The 17,641-nt window shown below is 73.2% G+C and carries 17 protein-coding genes and 1 pseudogene; 14 read left to right on the top strand and 4 right to left on the bottom strand.

Going from position 1 to position 17,641, the window contains the following annotated elements; genetic code table 11:
* From AB0E85_RS25005 to cobC, 8 genes and pseudogenes are all read left to right on the top strand, one after another.
* Positions 1–787, top strand: a pseudogene (locus AB0E85_RS25005) (cobyrinic acid a,c-diamide synthase); the annotation flags it as partial.
* Entirely contained in the window at positions 784–1,515 is a 732-nt protein-coding gene (gene cobI / locus AB0E85_RS25010; RefSeq protein WP_361931149.1) for a precorrin-2 C(20)-methyltransferase, read from the top strand. The pseudogene AB0E85_RS25005 and the gene cobI, both read left to right, overlap by 4 nt.
* Before the next feature lie 53 nt (positions 1,516–1,568).
* Positions 1,569–2,387, top strand: coding sequence for a precorrin-4 C(11)-methyltransferase (gene cobM / locus AB0E85_RS25015; RefSeq protein WP_361931152.1), 819 nt, complete (start codon positions 1,569–1,571; stop codon positions 2,385–2,387).
* Positions 2,384–3,622, top strand: a complete 1,239-nt coding sequence (cbiE, locus tag AB0E85_RS25020) for a precorrin-6y C5,15-methyltransferase (decarboxylating) subunit CbiE (protein ID WP_361931155.1) — start codon at positions 2,384–2,386, stop codon at positions 3,620–3,622. Before cobM ends, cbiE begins: the two co-directional genes overlap by 4 nt.
* Complete coding sequence (gene cobJ, locus AB0E85_RS25025; RefSeq protein ID WP_361931158.1) at positions 3,619–5,310, top strand: precorrin-3B C(17)-methyltransferase; 1,692 nt, start codon at positions 3,619–3,621, stop codon at positions 5,308–5,310. The genes cbiE and cobJ overlap by 4 nt, the downstream gene beginning before the upstream one ends.
* Positions 5,307–5,894, top strand: a complete 588-nt coding sequence (locus AB0E85_RS25030; RefSeq protein WP_361931161.1) for a precorrin-8X methylmutase — start codon at positions 5,307–5,309, stop codon at positions 5,892–5,894. Before cobJ ends, AB0E85_RS25030 begins: the two co-directional genes overlap by 4 nt.
* The gene (locus AB0E85_RS25035) at positions 5,891–6,820 is read left to right on the top strand and encodes a sirohydrochlorin chelatase (protein WP_361931164.1); all 930 of its coding nucleotides are present in this window, start codon (positions 5,891–5,893) and stop codon (positions 6,818–6,820) included. The genes AB0E85_RS25030 and AB0E85_RS25035 overlap by 4 nt, the downstream gene beginning before the upstream one ends.
* Positions 6,810–7,865, top strand: coding sequence for an Rv2231c family pyridoxal phosphate-dependent protein CobC (cobC, locus tag AB0E85_RS25040; RefSeq protein WP_361931167.1), 1,056 nt, complete (start codon positions 6,810–6,812; stop codon positions 7,863–7,865). Before AB0E85_RS25035 ends, cobC begins: the two co-directional genes overlap by 11 nt.
* Before the next feature lie 194 nt (positions 7,866–8,059).
* On the opposite strand, the gene AB0E85_RS25045 is transcribed toward cobC, so the two are convergent.
* Together AB0E85_RS25045 and AB0E85_RS25050 are read right to left on the bottom strand one after the other, a co-directional pair.
* Positions 8,060–8,971 (bottom strand): SCO1860 family LAETG-anchored protein, encoded by a 912-nt coding sequence (locus tag AB0E85_RS25045; protein WP_361931170.1) that lies wholly within the window; start codon positions 8,969–8,971, stop codon positions 8,060–8,062.
* A 156-nt stretch (positions 8,972–9,127) separates the two neighbouring features.
* Positions 9,128–10,219, bottom strand: coding sequence for an amidohydrolase family protein (locus AB0E85_RS25050; RefSeq protein ID WP_361931173.1), 1,092 nt, complete (start codon positions 10,217–10,219; stop codon positions 9,128–9,130).
* Positions 10,220–10,350: 131 nt separating this feature from the next.
* Between AB0E85_RS25050 and AB0E85_RS25055 the strand changes: the two genes are divergently transcribed.
* From AB0E85_RS25055 to thpD, 6 genes are all read left to right on the top strand, one after another.
* Positions 10,351–11,451, top strand: a complete 1,101-nt coding sequence (locus AB0E85_RS25055; RefSeq protein WP_361931176.1) for an aminotransferase class V-fold PLP-dependent enzyme — start codon at positions 10,351–10,353, stop codon at positions 11,449–11,451.
* A gap of 57 nt (positions 11,452–11,508) precedes the next feature.
* Positions 11,509–12,045, top strand: coding sequence for a DinB family protein (locus AB0E85_RS25060; RefSeq protein WP_361931178.1), 537 nt, complete (start codon positions 11,509–11,511; stop codon positions 12,043–12,045).
* Between the two features lie 340 nt (positions 12,046–12,385).
* On the top strand, positions 12,386–12,892 hold the full coding sequence (ectA, locus tag AB0E85_RS25065) for a diaminobutyrate acetyltransferase (protein ID WP_030852474.1): 507 nt from the start codon (positions 12,386–12,388) through the stop codon (positions 12,890–12,892).
* 59 nt (positions 12,893–12,951) lie between these two features.
* Positions 12,952–14,223 carry a diaminobutyrate--2-oxoglutarate transaminase gene (ectB, locus tag AB0E85_RS25070; RefSeq protein ID WP_361931180.1) on the top strand — a complete coding sequence of 424 codons (1,272 nt, stop codon included), beginning with the start codon at positions 12,952–12,954 and terminating at the stop codon, positions 14,221–14,223.
* A gap of 44 nt (positions 14,224–14,267) precedes the next feature.
* Positions 14,268–14,666: an ectoine synthase gene (locus tag AB0E85_RS25075; protein WP_003989364.1), complete on the top strand. Its 399-nt coding sequence runs from the start codon at positions 14,268–14,270 to the stop codon at positions 14,664–14,666.
* Positions 14,667–14,673: 7 nt separating this feature from the next.
* On the top strand, positions 14,674–15,582 hold the full coding sequence (gene thpD / locus AB0E85_RS25080; RefSeq protein ID WP_361931183.1) for an ectoine hydroxylase: 909 nt from the start codon (positions 14,674–14,676) through the stop codon (positions 15,580–15,582).
* 112 nt (positions 15,583–15,694) lie between these two features.
* Here thpD and AB0E85_RS25085 read toward each other — a convergent pair whose 3' ends face one another.
* Positions 15,695–16,747 (bottom strand): aminotransferase class V-fold PLP-dependent enzyme, encoded by a 1,053-nt coding sequence (locus tag AB0E85_RS25085; protein WP_361931185.1) that lies wholly within the window; start codon positions 16,745–16,747, stop codon positions 15,695–15,697.
* A 96-nt stretch (positions 16,748–16,843) separates the two neighbouring features.
* The gene (locus tag AB0E85_RS25090) at positions 16,844–17,560 is read right to left on the bottom strand and encodes a DsbA family oxidoreductase (protein ID WP_361931188.1); all 717 of its coding nucleotides are present in this window, start codon (positions 17,558–17,560) and stop codon (positions 16,844–16,846) included.
* Positions 17,561–17,641 lie beyond the last annotated feature (81 nt).

The following is a 17,641-nucleotide window of genomic DNA, read 5'->3' on the forward strand; positions in this document are numbered from 1 at the left end:
TCGCCTTCGCGGGGGCCGCCTTCTTCGCCGCTGCCTGTTTGGGCACCGCCGTCTTCTTCGCGGCGCTCTTCTGCTGGGCGGCCGTGGGCTGCTCGAGCCCTGGACCCCCGCCTCGCCCACCCACCACCCGACACGGCCGGATGAGAGACGAGAGGCCCCCGCAGGCCCGACGGGTGAGAAGCGAGGGCCCGTTGTCGCCGTTGCCGGTGGGGCCGCCTTCACCTTCTCCTACGCCGAACACACCGAGCTCCTCACCGCCGCCGGTGCCGACGTCGTCGCCTTCGACCCCCTGCGGGACGAGGAACTGCCCGAGGGAACCGCCGGGTTGGTGATCGGCGGCGGGTTCCCCGAGGTGTACGCCTCCGAGCTGTCCGCCAACGAGCCCCTGCGCAAGGCCGTCGCCGAGCTAGCGGCGAGCGGCGCTCCCGTGGCCGCCGAGTGTGCCGGGCTGCTGTACCTGTGCCGGGAGCTGGACGGCCTGCCGATGTGCGGGGTGCTGGACGCCTCGGCACGGATGACCGAGCGGCTCACTCTGGGCTACCGGGACGCCGTGGCCGTGGGCGACAGTGTGCTCGCGTCCGCCGGGACGAGGATGCGCGGGCACGAGTTCCACCGGACCGCCGTGGAGCCCGGCTCGGGGGCGCAGCCCGCCTGGGGGGTCCGCAACCCCCGGCCGCGGGTCGAAGGTTTCGTACAGCGCGGTGTGCACGCGAGCTATCTGCACACGCACTGGGCGTCCGAGCCCGGTGTCGCCCGTCGGTTCGTGGAGAGGTGCCGGACGTCATGAGCAGCAGGCTGATCGGAGTCGGGGTCGGTCCCGGGGATCCGGAGCTGGTGACCGTCAAGGGCGTGAACGCCCTGCGGGAGGCGGACGTCGTCGTCGTGCCCGTGATGGACACCATGGAGCGCGGTCGGGCCGAGGCGACCGTGTTGCACTACGTGCCCGAGGAGAAGGTCGTCCGGGTCGTGTTCGCGCTGAACGAGCGCAGCGACCGGGGGCGGCGCGAGGCCGCCTGGGACGCGGCGGGCGCACGCGTCGCCGAACTGCTGCACGCGCACGGCGCCGTGGCCTTCGCGACCATCGGTGACCCCAACGTGTACTCCACGTTCACCTATCTCGCGCAGACCATCGACGCGCTCGTGCCCGGCACCGTCGTCGAGACCGTGCCCGGGATCACCGCCATGCAGGACCTCGCCGCCCGCTCGGGCGCCGTGCTGACCGAGGGCACCGAGCCGCTCACGCTCGTGCCCGTCACCGCCGGGGCGGCCGTGCTGAAGGACGCCCTGGCCGGGCCCGGCACCGTGGTCGCCTACAAGTTCGGGCGGCAGGCGCACGAGGTCGCCGAGGCGCTGCGGGAGACCGGGCGGCTCGCCGACGCCGTGTGGGGATCGGCGCTCGGGCTCCCGGAGGAGTCCGTGCGCCCGGCCGCCGAGCTGGACGAGACGCCCCTGCCCTACCTGTCGACGCTCATCGCACCCGCCCGGCGCGAGGGCGGACGGGGCGGCAAGCTCTGACCCGCCCGTCCGGCATCACCCCCCTTCACCCCTTGTACGAGAGGACCCATCCCATGGCCGACGCCCCTGCCGGCAAAGTGACCTTCGTCGGTGCCGGCCCCGGCGCCGCCGACCTGCTGACGTTCCGTGCCGCGCGCGCCATCGCCGAGGCCGACGTCGTGATCTGGGCGGCCAGCCTGGTCCAGGAGGAGGTCCTGGAGCACGCCCGTGAGGACGCGGAGATCCTCGACTCGGCGACCATGTCGCTGGAGGACGTGGTCGCCGTGTACGAGCGGGCCCGGGGCGAGGGGCTCAAGGTCGCCCGGATCCACTCCGGTGACCCGGCCCTGTGGGGCGGTACGCAGGAGCAGGTCGACCGGTGTGCCGGGATCGGCATCGCCACCGAGATCGTGCCCGGGGTGTCCTCCTTCTCGGCCGTCGCGGCGCTCGCCCAGCGCGAGCTGACCATCCCGGAGGTCGCCCAGTCCGTCGTGCTGACCCGGCTCGGTGGCGGCAAGACGCCGATGCCGCCCGGGGAGGAGGTCCGGGAGTTCGCCAAGCACGGCACCACCATGGCGGTGTTCCTCTCCGCCGCCCGCAGCGGGCAGCTCGTGCGGGAGCTGCTGGAGGGCGGTTACCCGACGACGACCCCGGTCGTGGTGGCGTACCAGGCGACCTGGCCGGAGGAGCTGGTCGTGAAGTGCACGATCGGCACGCTGGAGGAGACGGTCAAGGAGCACAAGCTCTGGAAGCACACCCTGTTCCTGGTCGGCCCGGCGCTGGACGCGCACGGCACGCGCTCGCACCTGTACCACCCGGGTCACTTCCACGGCTACCGCAAGGCCGACCCTCAGGCCCGGCGGGCGCTGCGCGAGCGGGGAGCGAGTACGTGATCACGGTGGTCGGCACGGGGACGGGGGCGGCGCCTTCCGACGACGTCCTCGCCGGTGCCGGGCTGGTCGTGGGCGGGCGGCGGCATCTCGACGCCGCCCGGCTGCCGGAGACGGCCGAGCGGGTCGTGCTCGGGCCTCTCGCGCCGGCCCTGGACACCATCGGCGCGTACGTCGCCGAGGACCGCCCCGTGCTGGTGCTGGCCTCCGGGGACCCCGGGTTCTTCGGGATCGTGCGGGTGCTGGCCGAGCGGTTCGGACCGGAGCGGCTGGACGTGCGGCCCGGGGTGTCGTCCGTCGCCGCCGCCTTCGCGCGGATCGGGCTGCCCTGGGACGACGCCGTGGTGGTGAGCGCCCACGGGCGGGAGCTGCGGACGGCCGTCAACGTGTGCCGGGCACAGGCGAAGACGGCCGTGCTGACCGGGCCGGGCGCGGGTCCGGCGGAGCTGGGTGCCGCCTTGCGGGACGTGCCACGGACGCTGGTCGTCGCCTCCGGTCTCGGCTCGGAGGCGGAGCGCGTGGAGCGGGTGACGCCCGCCGAGGCCGCCGCCCGCGACTGGGGAACGGCGGTGAACGTGGTGCTGTGCCTGGACGAGGCGCGGGCGCTCGGCGCCGTACGGACGGTCGCGGGCCCCGGTGAGCGGCCCGCCGGCTGGGCCCTGGAAGAGGCCGAGTTCGCCCACCGGGACTCGATGATCACCAAGTTCGAGGTGCGGGCGCTGGCCCTGGCCCGGCTGGGGCCGCGCCCGGGCGACCTGGTGTGGGACGTGGGCGCGGGCTCGGGGTCCGTGGCCGTGGAGTGCGCGCGGCTCGGTGCGGCCGTCACCGCCGTGGAGAAGACCGCGGACGGGGTCGAGCGGATCGGCGCCAACGCCACCGCGCACGGTGTGGACGTGCGGGTGGTGCACGGCGTGGCACCGGACGCGCTGGCGGATCTCGACGAGGCCCCGGACGCCGTGTTCGTCGGGGGCGGCGGGCGCGAACTGCCCGCCGTGGTCGCCGCGTGCGCGCGGCGTGCCCGGCGCACGGTGGTCGTCGCCATGGCCGCGCTCGACCGGGTACCGGCCGCGCGCGGGGCCCTGACGAGCGCCGGTTTCCGCTGTGACGGCGTGCTGTTGCAGTCGTCGCGGCTCGCGCCGCTGCCCGGGGACGTGACCCGGCTCGCGGCCACCAACCCCGTTTTCCTGCTGTGGGGCGTCCGGCCCCCGGCAGCTGTCGAAGAAGGAGTCGCTCAGTGATCGGCCTCATTTCCGCCACGGCGGCGGGAGCTGCCGCGCGGGACCGGCTGGCCGCCGCGTGGCCGGACCGCACGCGTGTGTACGAGGGTCCCGTCGGGGACGCCGTACGGGCCGCGTTCGCGCAGTGCGAGCAGCTCGTCTGCTTCCTGGCCACGGGGGCGGTGGTGCGGCTGGTGGCACCGCTGCTGTCCGGCAAGACCGAGGACCCGGGCGTGGTGTGCGTCGACGAGGGCGGGCGGTTCGCCGTGTCCCTGCTGGGCGGGCACGCGGGCGGCGCCAACGAACTCGCCCGCGAGGTCGGCGAGTTGCTGGATGCCGAGCCGGTCGTGACGACGGCCACGGACGCCGTGGACCTGCCGGGCCTGGACACCCTCGGCCTGCCCGTGGAGGGCGATGTCGCCGGGGTGTCGCGGGCTCTGCTGGACGGCGAGGCGGTGGCGCTGCGGGCCGAGGTGGCCTGGCCGCTGCCGCCGCTGCCGGTGACGGACGGGGGGCCGTACACGATCCGGCTGACCGACCGGCTCGTCGAGGCGGCCGAGCGCGAGGTGGTGCTGCGTCCGCCGACGCTGGTCGTCGGGGTCGGGGCGTCCAGGGGCGCCCCGCTGGAGGAGGTCCTCGGGCTGGTGGAGGAGTCCCTGCGGGAGGCCGGGCTGTCCGTGGCGTCCGTCGCGGAGCTGGCCACCGTCGACGCCAAGGCCGAAGAGGCCGGCATCGTCGGGGCCGCGCGGCGGCTCGGGGTGCCCCTGGTGACGTACTCCGCCGGGGAGCTGGCCGGGGTCGACGTGCCCAACCCGTCCGACGCGCCGCTCGCGGCCGTCGGGACGCCGTCCGTGGCGGAGGCCGCCGCGCTCGTCGGCGGGGGCGAACTCCTCGTCCCCAAGCGGAAGTCGGCCGCGAGCCCGGCGATGGCGACCTGTGCCGTCGTACGGCGGCCCGGGCGCGGGCGGCTCGCGGTGGTCGGGCTCGGGCCCGGCGCGCGGGACCTGGTGACGCCGCGTGCGCAGGCCGAGCTGCGGCGGGCTTCCGTGCTCGTCGGGCTCGACCAGTACGTCGACCAGATCCGTGATCTGCTGCGGCCCGGCACCCGGATCCTGGAGTCGGGGCTCGGGGCCGAGGAGGAGCGGGCGCGCACGGCCGTCGAGGAGGCCCGCAAGGGGCAGGCCGTCGCGCTGATCGGCAGCGGGGACGCGGGCGTCTACGCCATGGCCTCCCCCGCGCTGGCCGAGGCCTCGGACGACATCGACGTGGTCGGTGTGCCCGGGGTGACGGCGGCGCTCGCGGCCGGTGCGATCCTGGGCGCCCCGCTGGGCCACGACCACGTGTCGATCAGTCTGTCCGACCTGCACACGCCGTGGGAGGTCATCGAGCGGCGGGTGCGGGCGGCGGCCGAGGCGGACATCGTGGTCACCTTCTACAACCCCCGTTCGCGCGGCCGGGACTGGCAGCTCCCCAAGGCCCTGGGCATCCTCGCCGAGCACCGGACACCGCGGACGCCCGTGGGTGTCGTGCGCAACGCCTCGCGTCCGGACGAGTCCAGCCGGCTCACCACGCTGGGCGCCCTGGACCCGGCGACGGTCGACATGATGACGGTCGTGACCGTGGGCAACACGGCGACCCGGGACATCGCGGGGCGCATGGTGACCCCGCGCGGCTACCGCTGGCAGTCGGCGCAGGAGGGCTCCGAGTGAACCGAGTCGTTCATCCCATCGAGGTGGAGTCCTACCGGCGCATGCGCGCCCGGCTGGACACCTCGCACCTCCCGCCGCTGACCCGGGCGGTCGTGGAGCGGGTCGTCCACTCCGCCGCCGACCTCGACTACGCCTCCGACCTCGTCATGGACGAGGGCGACCTGGAGAAGGCGCACGCGGCGCTGCACGCCGGGGCGCCCGTGGTCGTGGACGTGGCGATGGTCGGCGCCGGCATCACCCGCCGCGAGACCGTCTGCCGCCTGAAGGACGCCGAGTCCGGTCCCGGGCTGACCCGGTCCGCGCACGCGATCCGGCTCGCTTACGAGCAGGTCGGGCCCGGTGCCCTCTGGGTGATCGGCAACGCGCCGACCGCGCTGGAGGAGCTGCTGACCCTCGACGCCGGCCCCTCGCTCGTCATCGGGCTGCCCGTCGGGTTCGTCGGAGCCGTCGAATCGAAGGCCGCGCTGCGCGAGAGCGGGCTGCCCGCCGTGAGCAACGTGTCCGAAAAGGGCGGGTCGGCGGTCGCCGCCGCCGCGCTCAACGCCCTGCTGTACCACCCCACTTCCGCCGAGGAGAAACTGTGACCACCCCGCCCGCCCTGCTCATCGCCGGCCACGGCACCCGGGACGACGCCGGAGCCGAGGCGTTCCGCGACTTCGTACGGCAGCTGGGGGCCCGGCACCCCGAACTGCCCGTCGCGGGCGGCTTCATCGAGCTGTCCCCGCCGCCGCTGGGCGAAGCCGTCACCGAACTGGTCGAGCGGGGCGTGCGGCGCTTCGCCGCCGTCCCGCTGATGCTGGTGTCCGCCGGGCACGCCAAGGGCGACATCCCGGCGGCCCTGGCCCGCGAGAAGGAGCGGCACCCGGGCATCTCCTACACCTACGGGCGTCCGCTCGGCCCGCACCCGGCGCTGCTGAACGTGCTGGAGCGGCGGCTGGACGAGGCCCTGGGGTCGGCGGGCCGCACGCCGGGGGACCGCTCCGACGTGACGGTGCTGCTGGTGGGGCGCGGCTCCACGGACCCCGACGCCAACGCCGAGGTGCACAAGGCGGCCCGGCTGCTGTGGGAGGGGCGCGGTTACGCGGGCGTCGAGACGGCGTTCGTGTCGCTGGCGGCGCCGGACGTGCCGAGCGGGCTCGACCGCTGTGTGCGGCTGGGCGCGCGGCGGATCGTGGTCCTGCCCTACTTCCTGTTCACGGGCATCCTGCCGGACCGGGTGCGGCACCAGACGGAGGGCTGGGCGGCCGCCCACCCGGAGACCGAGGTGCTGTCGGCCGACGTCATCGGGCCGGAGCCGGAGCTGCTCGACCTGGTCTGGGAGCGGTACGAGGAGGCCGTCAAGGGCGATCTGCGGATGAACTGCGACTCGTGCGTGTACCGCATCGCGCTGCCGGGCTTCGAGGACAAGGTGGGCATGCCGCAGCAACCGCACTTCCACCCGGACGACGACGACCACCACCACGGGCACGGTCACGGGCACCACCACGGCGCTCACTCGCATGCGCACTGAGAGCGGGCACGATCTGCGTCACCACGGGGACGCGGAGGTCCGTGACGACGGCCGGGCGCTCGTCGACCTGGCCGTGAACGTCCGCGCGGACACGCCGCCGGTCTGGCTGCGGGAGCACATCGCCGCGTCCCTCGGCGGGCTCGCGGCCTACCCTGACGGGCGTGCCGCGCGGGCGGCGGTGGCCGCGCGGCACGGACTGCCGGTGGAGCGGGTGCTGCTGACGGCGGGTGCGGCGGAGGCGTTCGTGCTGCTGGCTCGGGCGCTGAAGGTGCGGCGGCCGGTCGTCGTCCACCCCCAGTTCACGGAGCCGGAGGCGGCGCTGCGCGATGCCGGACACGCCGTCGGCCGGGTGCTGCTGCGGGAGGAGGACGGTTTCCGCCTGGACCCGGCGGCCGTCCCCGAGGACGCGGACCTGGTGGTCATCGGCAACCCGACGAACCCGACGTCGGTGCTGCACACGGCGGACGCGATCGTCTCACTCGCCCGGCCCGGGCGGGTGCTGGTGGTGGACGAGGCGTTCATGGACGCGGTGCCGGGCGAGCACGAGGCCCTGGCCGGGCGCGTCGACGTACCCGGCCTCGTGGTCCTGCGCAGCCTGACCAAGACGTGGGGGCTGGCCGGGCTGCGGATCGGGTACGTGCTGGCGGCGCCCGAGACCGTCGAGGACCTTCAGCGGGCGCAGCCGCTGTGGCCGGTGTCGACCCCGGCGCTGGCCGCTGCCGAGGCGTGTGTGGGGCCGCGGGCGCTGGCGGAGGCGGCCCACGCGGCCCACCGCATCGCCGCGGACCGCGCCCATCTGCTGGCCGGCCTCGCCCGCTTCGCTCCGGCCGGGCTGCGGGTGGCCGGGCCCGCGCGGGGCCCGTTCGTCCTGGTCCGCGTGGAGCGGGCCTCCGCGGTCCGCCGTCACCTGCGCGACCTCGGCTACGCCGTGCGGCGCGGCGACACGTTCCCCGGCCTGGACGAGGAGTGGCTCCGCCTGGCGGTACGGGACCGCACGACGACCGACGGGTTTCTGCGGGCTCTGGAGTCGGCGCTACAGCGCTGAGACCGGGGTCCATCCGGGCTCTGGAACAGGCTCGGCAACACCGGGGCAGGCGCTTCCAGAGGGCGGGCGCCCGGCAGACCAGAAGCGCCGAGGCCCCGGCCGCGCCGGCGGTCGACCGGGCCGAAGCACGGGGGGCCCCAGGTGGACCTGAGGTCCGAGCCCCAAGGCCTCCCTCCCCTGACCCCCGCCGGGGATCAGCCCCTGCGGCGGGACAGGGCCACCGCTCCCCCGCCCGCGGCGAGCAGGGCGACGGCGGCGCCCACCACGTACGGCGTGGTCGAGCTGCCGCCCGTCTCGGCCAGGTCCGCCTCGGCGGGTTCTCCCTGCGGCTTCACGTCGGCGGGCGGGGTGGACGGCTCGGCCGGGGGCGGTGCGGCGGATGCGGGCTGCGGGGTCTTGCAGGTCGCCTCTGCCAGCGTGACGGTGCCGTCGACCTCGGCGACATTCAGCTTCGCCGGGTTGACGGACACCTTGAGTTCGAGGGCGGTGGCGGCGGCCGTCCGGGCCGTGGTCCGGGTACTGGAGAGGTCCAGGCGCACCTCGCCGACGCCCGGAACCCTGACGTCCGTCGGGCCGCCCGCGGTCAGCGCCACGCGCTTGCCGAGCACGGTCACCGTGCCGGGCAGGCCGGTCGTGGCGAACGGCTTCCTCCCCACCTCGCAGGTGGCCCGGGCCGTGACCTGCTCGACCTCGATCAGGGACAGCAGCGGGAGGCCGGGGACGTGCAGGCGGGCCTTCGCCAGGGTGGTGACCCCCTCGGCCTTCGTGGCGGTGGCCGTGGCCCTCGCCTCGGCCACCTCCGCGCGCAGCACGCTGAAGGGCCGGCCGCCGTCCACCGCGTCGAGCGTGGCCGTCAGGGTGGTCTTCTCGGCGCTGCGCGGGGCCCGGACGTCGTTGAGGGAGACGGCGAGGGGGACGTTCACCGACTTGTTCAGCAGGGAGACGTCCAGGCCGGTGCGCAGGACGACGGCGCTCGCGCGGCCGTGGTCGCCGGTGGCGTGCGCCGGGCTCACGCAGGTCAGTGCCACGGGCCCGGCGGCGAGGGCCAGGGCGGCCGCGGCGGTCGTCAGCCGGCGTGCGGGCATGCGGAAGGAAGGGCTGTTCACGGTGGGGACTCCAGGGGAGACAGGCTCGGGACCCGGAAAGAATCGCCGCACCGCGCACACGGCGTCAGCGATGTGACGCCGTTTCACTCCAACGTGGCGAGACCGGGGATCCATTCGAATCCCCCGGCACAGGCGTTCCCCGCCATCACCCCACGGCTACCCGACCACGCGCCCGTTCAGCACCACCCGGCGCGGCGACGCCAGCACCCGTACGTCGGCGCGCGGGTCCTCGTCGTAGACGACCAGGTCGGCCGGGGCGCCCTCGTCCAGGCCGGGGCGGCCGAGCCAGGAGCGGGCCGCCCAGGTGCCCGCGGCGAGCGCCTCGACGGGCGGGATGCCGGCGGTGACGAGTTCACCGACCTCGGCCGCGGCCAGGCCGTGCGCGAGGCCACCGCCGGCGTCGGTGCCGACGAAGACCGGGATCCCGGCGTCGTAGGCGCCCCGGACGGTGTCGTAGCGGCGTTCGTGGAGCCTGCGCATATGGGCCGACCAGCGGGGGAACTTGCTCTCGCCGCCGTCCGCGAGCTGCGGGAACGTGGCGATGTTGACCAGGGTCGGGACGATGGCGACGCCGCGTTCGGCGAACAGCGGGATGAGGTCCTCGGTCAGGCCCGTCGCGTGTTCGATGCAGTCGATGCCCGCCTCGACGAGGTCCTTGAGGGAGTCCTCCGCGAAGCAGTGCGCGGTCACCCGCGCGCCCAGGCGGTGGGCCTCGGCGATCGCCGCCTCGACGGCCCCGCGGGGCCAGCAGGCCGAGAGGTCGCCGAGGTCGCGGTCGATCCAGTCGCCGACCAGCTTGACCCAGCCGTCGCCGCGCCGGGCCTCCTGGGCGACGTAGGCGACCAGGTCCTCCGGCTCGATCTCCCAGGCGTAGTTGCGGATGTAGCGGCGGGTGCGGGCGATGTGCCGTCCGGCGCGGATGATCTTCGGCAGGTCCTCGCGGTCGTCGATCCAGCGGGTGTCGGAGGGCGAGCCGGCGTCGCGGATGAGGAGGGTGCCCGCGTCCCGGTCGGTCAGGGCCTGCTTCTCCGCGACGTCCTCGGGGACCGGCCCGTGCCGGTCGAGTCCGACGTGGCAGTGCGCGTCGACGAGGCCGGGCAGGGCCCAGCCGACGACCGTGCGGACGTCGCGGGCGCCGGCGGGACGGTCGAAGGAGATGCGGCCGTCGACCATCCACAGCTCGTCCCGGACGTCCTCGGGCCCGACGAGCACCCGCCCCTTCACGTGCAGCACCGTGCGATCGCTCATGCACCGCACCTTAGTGAGCCGGCCACCCGGCCTCGAAGGGGGCCGGTCTCCCCGGGACGCGCCGCACGGGGGCCGGAGGGCCGCCGGTTACCCTCGATGCGATCGAACCTGTGAGTGAAGAGAGCACTGCCGTGACGCATCCGTTTCTGGACCTGGCCCCGCTCGGCGCGGACCGCTTCGCCGCGATCGAGGACCGTGTGGCGCGGCTGCTGAGCACCGAGCAGGACGTCGTGATCATGCAGGGCGAGGCGCTGCTGCCGCTGGAGGGGGCGATCCGCGCCGCGGCCGGTGCGGGCACGACGGCGCTGAACGTCATCACGGGGCCGTACGGGCAGACCTTCGGCGACTGGCTGCGGGACTGCGGGGCCACGGTGATCGACCTGGCGGTCCCCTTCCACACGGCGGTGACGGCCGAGGAGATCCGGCAGGCCTTCGCCGAACACCCGGAGATCGACTTCGTGTCGCTGGTGCACGCGGAGGCGGCGACCGGCAACACCAACCCGGTCGCGGAGATCGGCGAGGTCGTGCGGGAGCACGGGGCGCTCTTCTACCTGGACGCCGTGGCCTCGATCGGTGCCGAGCCGGTGCTGCCGGACGCGTGGGGCGTGGATCTGTGCGTGATCGGCGCGCAGAAGGCGATGGGCGGTCCGGCCGGGGTGTCGGCGGTGTCGGTGAGCGAGCGGGCCTGGGCGCGGATGGCCGCCAATCCGAAGGCGCCGCGCCGGTCGTACCTGTCGCTCCTCGACTGGAAGGAGCGGTGGATCGACGGCGGCCGCAAGACGCTGCTGCACGCTCCCGCCCAGCTGGAGATGCTGGCGCTGGAGGCGTGCGTGGAGCGGATCGAGGCGGCGGGACCGCAGGCCGTGATGGCCCGGCACGCGTCCGCCGCGGCGGCGACCCGGGCCGGTGCCGTCGCGCTCGGTGGCGGTCTGGAGCCGTACGTGTACGAGGCCCGGGACGCTGCGCCCGTGGCCACGACGCTGCGGGCGCCGTCCGGGCTGGTGGCGTCGGAGCTGGTCCGGCGGGCGCTGACGGCGGACCCGGCCGTGCCGCTGGCCGCGGGCGGGGGTGCGCTGGCCAAGGAGATGATCCGGGTCAACCACTACGGCGCGGACGCGACGCCCGGGGCCGTGCGCGCGAGTCTGGCGGCGCTGGGCGCGGCGCTGTCCGAGCAGGGGCTGACGGTGGACGTGGAGGGGGCGCTGCGGGCCGCCGAGGGGGCGTGGGGGTAGTCGTCGGCCGAGGTACTCCGGGGCACCGGTGACGGTGCCCCGTGTCATGCTCGCCGTATGACCGTCGACCCTTCCGCTGAGACCCCGGCCCTTCCCGACGGCCGCCCCGTCCCGCACGTGACCGGTGACGAGCGCGCCATGCTGGAGAGCTGGCTGGACTTCCACCGGGCCACGCTGGAGCTGAAGTGCGCCGGTCTGGACGACGCGCAGGTGCGGATCGCGGCGGCCGAGCCGTCGTCGCTGACCCTGCTCGGGCTGGTGCAGCACCTCGCGGAGGTCGAGCGGAACTGGTTCCAGCGGGTGGCCGGCGGGGTGGCCGTGGCGCCCGTGTTCGAGGACGCGACCGGCTACACGCTCGATCCGGCGCGCGGGCTCGGCGAGGCGCTCGGGATCTGGCGGCGGGAGATCGCGCGGGGGCGGGAGCTGTGCGCCGGGCTGCCACTGGACCACATCGGGCGGGTCGCCGAGGGACCGGTGCCCGGGATGGAGGTCAGTCTGCGCTGGGTGCTCATCCACATGATCGAGGAGTACGCGCGGCACAACGGTCACGCCGATCTCCTGCGGGAACGCATCGACGGAGTGACCGGGGCCTGAATTCCACGTGCTTTCCGCGCTATCTCACATGTAAGCTGGCACACAATTAATAAATTCTTTCAAGAACGGCTTCCCGTATTCTTCTGCCCGCTTTTCCCGGTCCTAAACGCGCAGATTTCGAGGACACTCGGAGGGGAAAGTCTGACAGCCCCCGCGCGGCCTGCACGGCTGTGACGCGTTACACACTGTGACCATTTTGCCCGGGAATTACCGGACAATATCGGGCATCTCGGCGCCCTGACGCGTGAACCCTCGCGCTCGCGCGATAACACAGACGGGGTTCATACGTAACCCCCATCGGCGATGCAATTTTGAATTTCGCTGGGTAAGTTCAATTCGCATGACTGCCGTACAAGCAGATCCGCAAATCGACCGCCCCACGGTGGCTGACGGAGCCGCACTCTGGCGGATGGCGAAGGACTCGAAGGTTCTCGACCTGAACTCGTCCTACAGCTATCTGCTGTGGTGCCGGGACTTCGCCGCCACCTCGGCCGTCGCCCGTGACGAGCAGGGCGAGCCGATGGGTTTCATCACCGGGTACGTGCGGCCGGACAGCCCGCGCACCCTGCTGGTCTGGCAGGTGGCGGTGGACGAGGCCCACCGCGGGCGCGGACTGGCCGCCGCGCTGCTCGACGGCCTGGTCGCACGGACCACGGCCGAACTGGAGGTGACGACGGTGGAGACCACCATCACCCCGGGCAACACCGCCTCGGAGCGCCTGTTCACGTCGTTCGCCGAGCGTCACGGCGCGCGGCTGGAGCGCGAGGTGCTGTTCGACACGGGCCTGTTCCCCGACGGGCCGCACGACGCAGAGGTGCTGTACCGCATCGGCCCGCTGCCCCACTGAGACTTCCCGCCCCACCCCACACCCGCAGACTTCCCCCACGTACCGAGGAGCGATTCGTCGTGACCATCACCCAGCCCGACCTGAGCGTCTTCGAGACCGTCGAGTCCGAGGTGCGCAGCTACTGCCGCGGCTGGCCCACCGTCTTCGACCGTGCGGTGGGCAGCCGCATGTACGACGAGGACGGCCATGAGTACCTCGACTTCTTCGCCGGAGCCGGGTCACTGAACTACGGGCACAACAACCCGGTCCTGAAACGCGCGCTGATCGACTACCTGGAGCGGGACGGCGTCACGCACGGGCTCGACATGTCGACCACCGCCAAGCGCACGTTCCTGGAGGCCTTCCAGAACCTGCTGCTGCGCCCGCGCGACCTGCCGTACAAGGTCATGTTCCCCGGCCCGACCGGCACCAACGCCGTGGAGGCCGCGCTGAAGCTGGCGCGCAAGGTGAAGGGGCGCGAGTCGATCGTGTCGTTCACCAACGCCTTCCACGGCATGTCGCTGGGCTCGCTGGCCGTCACCGGCAACGCCTTCAAGCGCGCCGGCGCCGGTATCCCGCTGGTCCACGGCACCCCGATGCCGTTCGACAACTACTTCGACGGCACGGTCGAGGACTTCCTGTGGTTCGAGCGGCTCCTGGAGGACCAGGGCTCGGGCCTCAACAAGCCGGCCGCCGTGATCGTCGAGACCGTGCAGGGCGAGGGCGGCATCAACGTGGCCCGGGCCGAGTGGCTGCGCGCCCTGTCCGAGCTGTGCGAGCGGCAGGACATGCTGCTGATCGTCGACGACATCCAGATGGGCTGCGGCCGTACCGGCGCGTTCTTCTCCTTCGAGGAGGCGGGCATCACGCCGGACATCGTCACCGTCTCCAAGTCGATCAGCGGATACGGCCTGCCCATGTCGCTGTGCCTGTTCAAGCCCGAGCTCGACGTGTGGGAGCCCGGCGAGCACAACGGCACGTTCCGCGGCAACAACCCCGCGTTCGTCACGGCCACGGCGGCCCTGGAGACGTACTGGGCCGACGGTTCCGCCATGGAGAAGCAGACCCGCAAGCGCGGCGAGCAGGTCGAGCAGGCGATGATCTCCATCACCGAGGAGAACCTGGCCGACGTGAAGGAGTACCGGGGCCGCGGCCTGGTGTGGGGCATGGAGTTCCACGACAAGGCCCGCGCCGGCAAGGTCGCCAAGCGCGCCTTCGAGCTCGGACTGCTCATCGAGACGTCCGGCCCGGAGAGCGAGGTCGTGAAGCTGCTCCCGGCGCTCACCATCACGCCCGAGGAGCTGGACGAGGGCCTGAGCATGCTGGCCCGCGCCGTCCGAGAGACCGCCTGACACAGCACCGAGAGCACCACCCATCTAGGAGGCATCGCAGCACCGTGATTGTCCGTTCGTTCAAGGAGATCGAAGGTACCGACCGGCACGTGAAGGCGGCGTCCGGTACGTGGGAGAGCAAGCGCATCGTCCTCGCCAAGGAGAAGGTCGGCTTCTCCTTGCACGAGACGGTCCTCTACGCGGGTACGGAGACGTCGATGTGGTACGCGAACCACATCGAGGCCGTCGTCTGCACGGAGGGCGAGGCCGAGCTGACCGACCACGAGACCGGGCTGACGCACACCATCACGCCCGGCACCATGTACCTCCTGGACGGGCACGAGAGGCACACGCTGCGGGTCAAGCAGGACTTCCGCTGCCTCTGCGTGTTCAACCCGCCCGTGACCGGACGGGAGGACCACGACGAGAACGGCGTCTACCCGCTGCTCACCGAGGAGGTGTGACGTTTCCATGACCGCCACCACCGACACCACCACCGGTATCCCCGACCTCTACCCCAGTCGGGGTGCCACCGAGGCACTGACCCCGCGCCAGGACCCGGTCGTCTGGGGCGCACCCGACGCCCCGGGCCCGGTCGCCCCGGCCGACCTGCTGTCCTTCGAGCGCGACGGCTTCCTGGCCATCGACGAGCTCATCACCGAGGACGAGGTCGCGGTCTACCGCAACGAGCTGAACCGGCTGGTGCACGACCCGGACATGCGTGCCGACGAGCGGTCGATCGTCGAGCCGAAGTCCAAGGAGATCCGCACGGTCTTCGAGGTGCACAAGATCAGCGAGGTGTTCGCCCGGCTGGTCCGCGACGAGCGGGTCGTGGGACGGGCGCGCCAGATCCTCGGCTCGGACGTGTACGTCCACCAGTCGCGGATCAACGTCAAGCCGGGGTTCGGCGCCAGTGGTTTCTACTGGCACTCGGACTTCGAGACGTGGCACGCCGAGGACGGTCTGCCGCGGATGCGCACGGTGTCGGTCTCGATCGCGCTGACCGAGAACTACGACACCAACGGCGGCCTCATGATCATGCCGGGGTCGCACAAGACGTTCCTCGGGTGCGCGGGGGAAACCCCGAAGGACAACTACAAGAAGTCGCTGCAGATGCAGGACGCGGGCACGCCGTCCGACGAGGCGCTGACCCAGCTGGCCACGCAGCACGGCATCAAGCTGTTCACGGGCAAGGCCGGTTCGGCGACGTGGTTCGACTGCAACGCCATGCACGGTTCCGGCGACAACATCACGCCGTTCCCGCGCAGCAACGTGTTCATCGTGTTCAACAGCGTGGAGAACACGGCGGTGGAACCGTTCGCGGCCCCGGTGCGGCGGCCGGAGTTCATCGGGGCGCGGGACTTCACGCCCGTGCGGTGACCACCGTCTGCGGTGACCGGTGACGTGACCGCCGTCCGCGGTGGGACAACCGTGTGACAGAGCTGCCGGGTGGGGCCTCCTCGTGTGGGACGGGAGGCCCCACCCGGTTCTGTCATGCCGCGAGCACCTCCAGGAGCCGGTCCACGTCCGCGGGCGTGTTGTAGAGGTGGAACGCGGCCCGCAGGTTTCCGGCCCGGTTCGACACCTCGATGCCCGCCCGGCTCAGTTCGCCCTGCCGCCGGCCGAGCCCCGGCACCGACACGATCGCCGACCCCGGTGCCGGCACGGGCTCCTGGCCCAGCCCGGCGAGCCCGGCGCGGAAGCGGTCCGCGAGGCCGACGTCATGGGCGTGCACGGTGTCGACGCCGATCTCCTCCAGCAGCTCCAGTGAGGCGCGCAGCCCCGCGTAGGTGAAGAGGGCGGGACTGACGTCGAACCGCCGCGCCGAGTGGGCGAGTTCCGCCACCGGGCCGTAGCAGCTGTCCCAGGGGACCTCACCGGCGACCCAGCCGGCGAGCAGCGGTGTCAGCCCGCCGAAGTCCTGCGGGGCGATGAAGAACGAGGCCCCGTGCGGGCCCATGAGCCACTTGAATCCGACGGCGGCGAGGAAGTCGTCGGCGTCGGCCTCCATCGGCAGCCAGCCTGCCGACTGGGAGGCGTCGACGTAGGTGCGGGCGCCGTGCGCCCGGGCCGCCTCGCGCACCGCGGCCAGGTCGGCGAGGCGGCCGTCGGCGGACTGTGCGGCGCTGACCGCGACGAGCGCGGTCCCGGGACGCACGGACTCGGCGAGCCGCTCCAGGGGCACGGCCCGCACCTTGAGGTCGCCGCGCACGTGGAACGGGTTCACCAGCGAGGCGAAGTCACCTTCCGCGGTGAGGACTTCGGCACCGGCGGGCAGCGAGGCGGCGATCAGCGCGCCGTACTCGGCGACCGAGGCCCCGGTCGCGACGCGTTCGGCCGGGACGCCGGCCAGCCGGGCGAAGGACGCGCGGGCGGCCTCCACGTCCTCGTAGAGGGGACCCAGGGGCGTGCCCTCGGCGCGCATCCGCACCGCCTGCTGCACGGCGGTGACGGTGCGGGCGGGCAGCAGCCCGTTGCTCGCGGTGTTGAGGTAGGTGTGCTTCGGGGTGAACTCGGCACGGACGAGGTTCTCGAAGGTCTCCATGGGACCACTCTGCGTCCCCGGGATCTCCCCGTCCATTGCCGATTTCTGCGTGATGCCGCTAAGGAGCGCTTATGGATGTGCTCCGAGCTGGGCGTTTCAGCGCTGGGGCACGGCGCAGCCGTCCGGGCCGCAGGCGTCCGCGTCCTCCGCGCCGTCGACGATCTCCAGGGGCGGGCGCTCGCCGTACGCCTGGGTCAGGGCCTGGGCGAAGACCTCGGCGGGCTGGGCGCCGGAGACGCCGTACTTGCGGTCGAGCACGAAGAACGGCACACCGCTCGCGCCGAGCTGCGCGGCCTCCCGCTCGTCGGCACGCACGTCGTCGGCGTAGGCCTCGGCGTCGGCGAGCACCGCACGGACGGCCGCCGCCTCCAGTCCGGCGGCGACGGCGAGTTCCACGAGCCGCTCGTCGTCGTCGAAGACGGAGCGCTCCTCGGCGAAGTTGGCCCGGTACAGCAGGTCGAGCAGCTGCTCCTGGCGGCCCCGCTCCTTGGCCAGGTGCAGCAGGCGGTGCATGTCGAAGGTGCTGCCGTGGTCGCGGCCCCGGGTGCGGTAGTCGAGGCCCTCCGCGGCGGCCTGGGCGCCCAGGTCGTCCTCCCCGGCCTCGGCCTGCGCGGCACTCATCCCGTACTTCTTGGTGAGCATCGTGATCACGGGCTGGACGTCGCCCTTGGCGCGGCCCGGGTCCAGCTCGAAGGAGCGGTGCACCACCTCGACGTCGTCGCGGTACGGGAAGTCCCGCAGCGCCTTCTCGAAGCGGGCCTTGCCCACGTAGCACCAGGGGCAGGCGATGTCGCTCCAGATCTCGACGCGCATGTCTCGGCTCTCTCCAGGTCGTACGGGTCGCGGAGACTCCCTCCGCCGAGTGCATGAACGTTCAAGCAGGCCGCTTCATTC

Source organism: Streptomyces sp. NPDC029044 (assembly GCF_040637495.1).
GTDB lineage: Bacteria > Actinomycetota > Actinomycetes > Streptomycetales > Streptomycetaceae > Streptomyces.

What these genes read in the sequence shown, in the direction of transcription:
- cobI (WP_361931149.1), top strand. Translation starts at nt 784, where the DNA reads ATGAGCAGCAGGCTGATCGGAGTCGGGGTCGGTCCCGGGGATCCGGAG.
- cobM (WP_361931152.1), top strand. Translation starts at nt 1,569, where the DNA reads ATGGCCGACGCCCCTGCCGGCAAAGTGACCTTCGTCGGTGCCGGCCCC.
- cobC (WP_361931167.1), top strand. Translation starts at nt 6,810, where the DNA reads ATGCGCACTGAGAGCGGGCACGATCTGCGTCACCACGGGGACGCGGAG.
- AB0E85_RS25050 (WP_361931173.1), bottom strand. Translation starts at nt 10,219, where the DNA reads ATGAGCGATCGCACGGTGCTGCACGTGAAGGGGCGGGTGCTCGTCGGG.
- AB0E85_RS25060 (WP_361931178.1), top strand. Translation starts at nt 11,509, where the DNA reads ATGACCGTCGACCCTTCCGCTGAGACCCCGGCCCTTCCCGACGGCCGC.
- ectA (WP_030852474.1), top strand. Translation starts at nt 12,386, where the DNA reads ATGACTGCCGTACAAGCAGATCCGCAAATCGACCGCCCCACGGTGGCT.
- thpD (WP_361931183.1), top strand. Translation starts at nt 14,674, where the DNA reads ATGACCGCCACCACCGACACCACCACCGGTATCCCCGACCTCTACCCC.
- AB0E85_RS25085 (WP_361931185.1), bottom strand. Translation starts at nt 16,747, where the DNA reads ATGGAGACCTTCGAGAACCTCGTCCGTGCCGAGTTCACCCCGAAGCAC.
- AB0E85_RS25090 (WP_361931188.1), bottom strand. Translation starts at nt 17,560, where the DNA reads ATGCGCGTCGAGATCTGGAGCGACATCGCCTGCCCCTGGTGCTACGTG.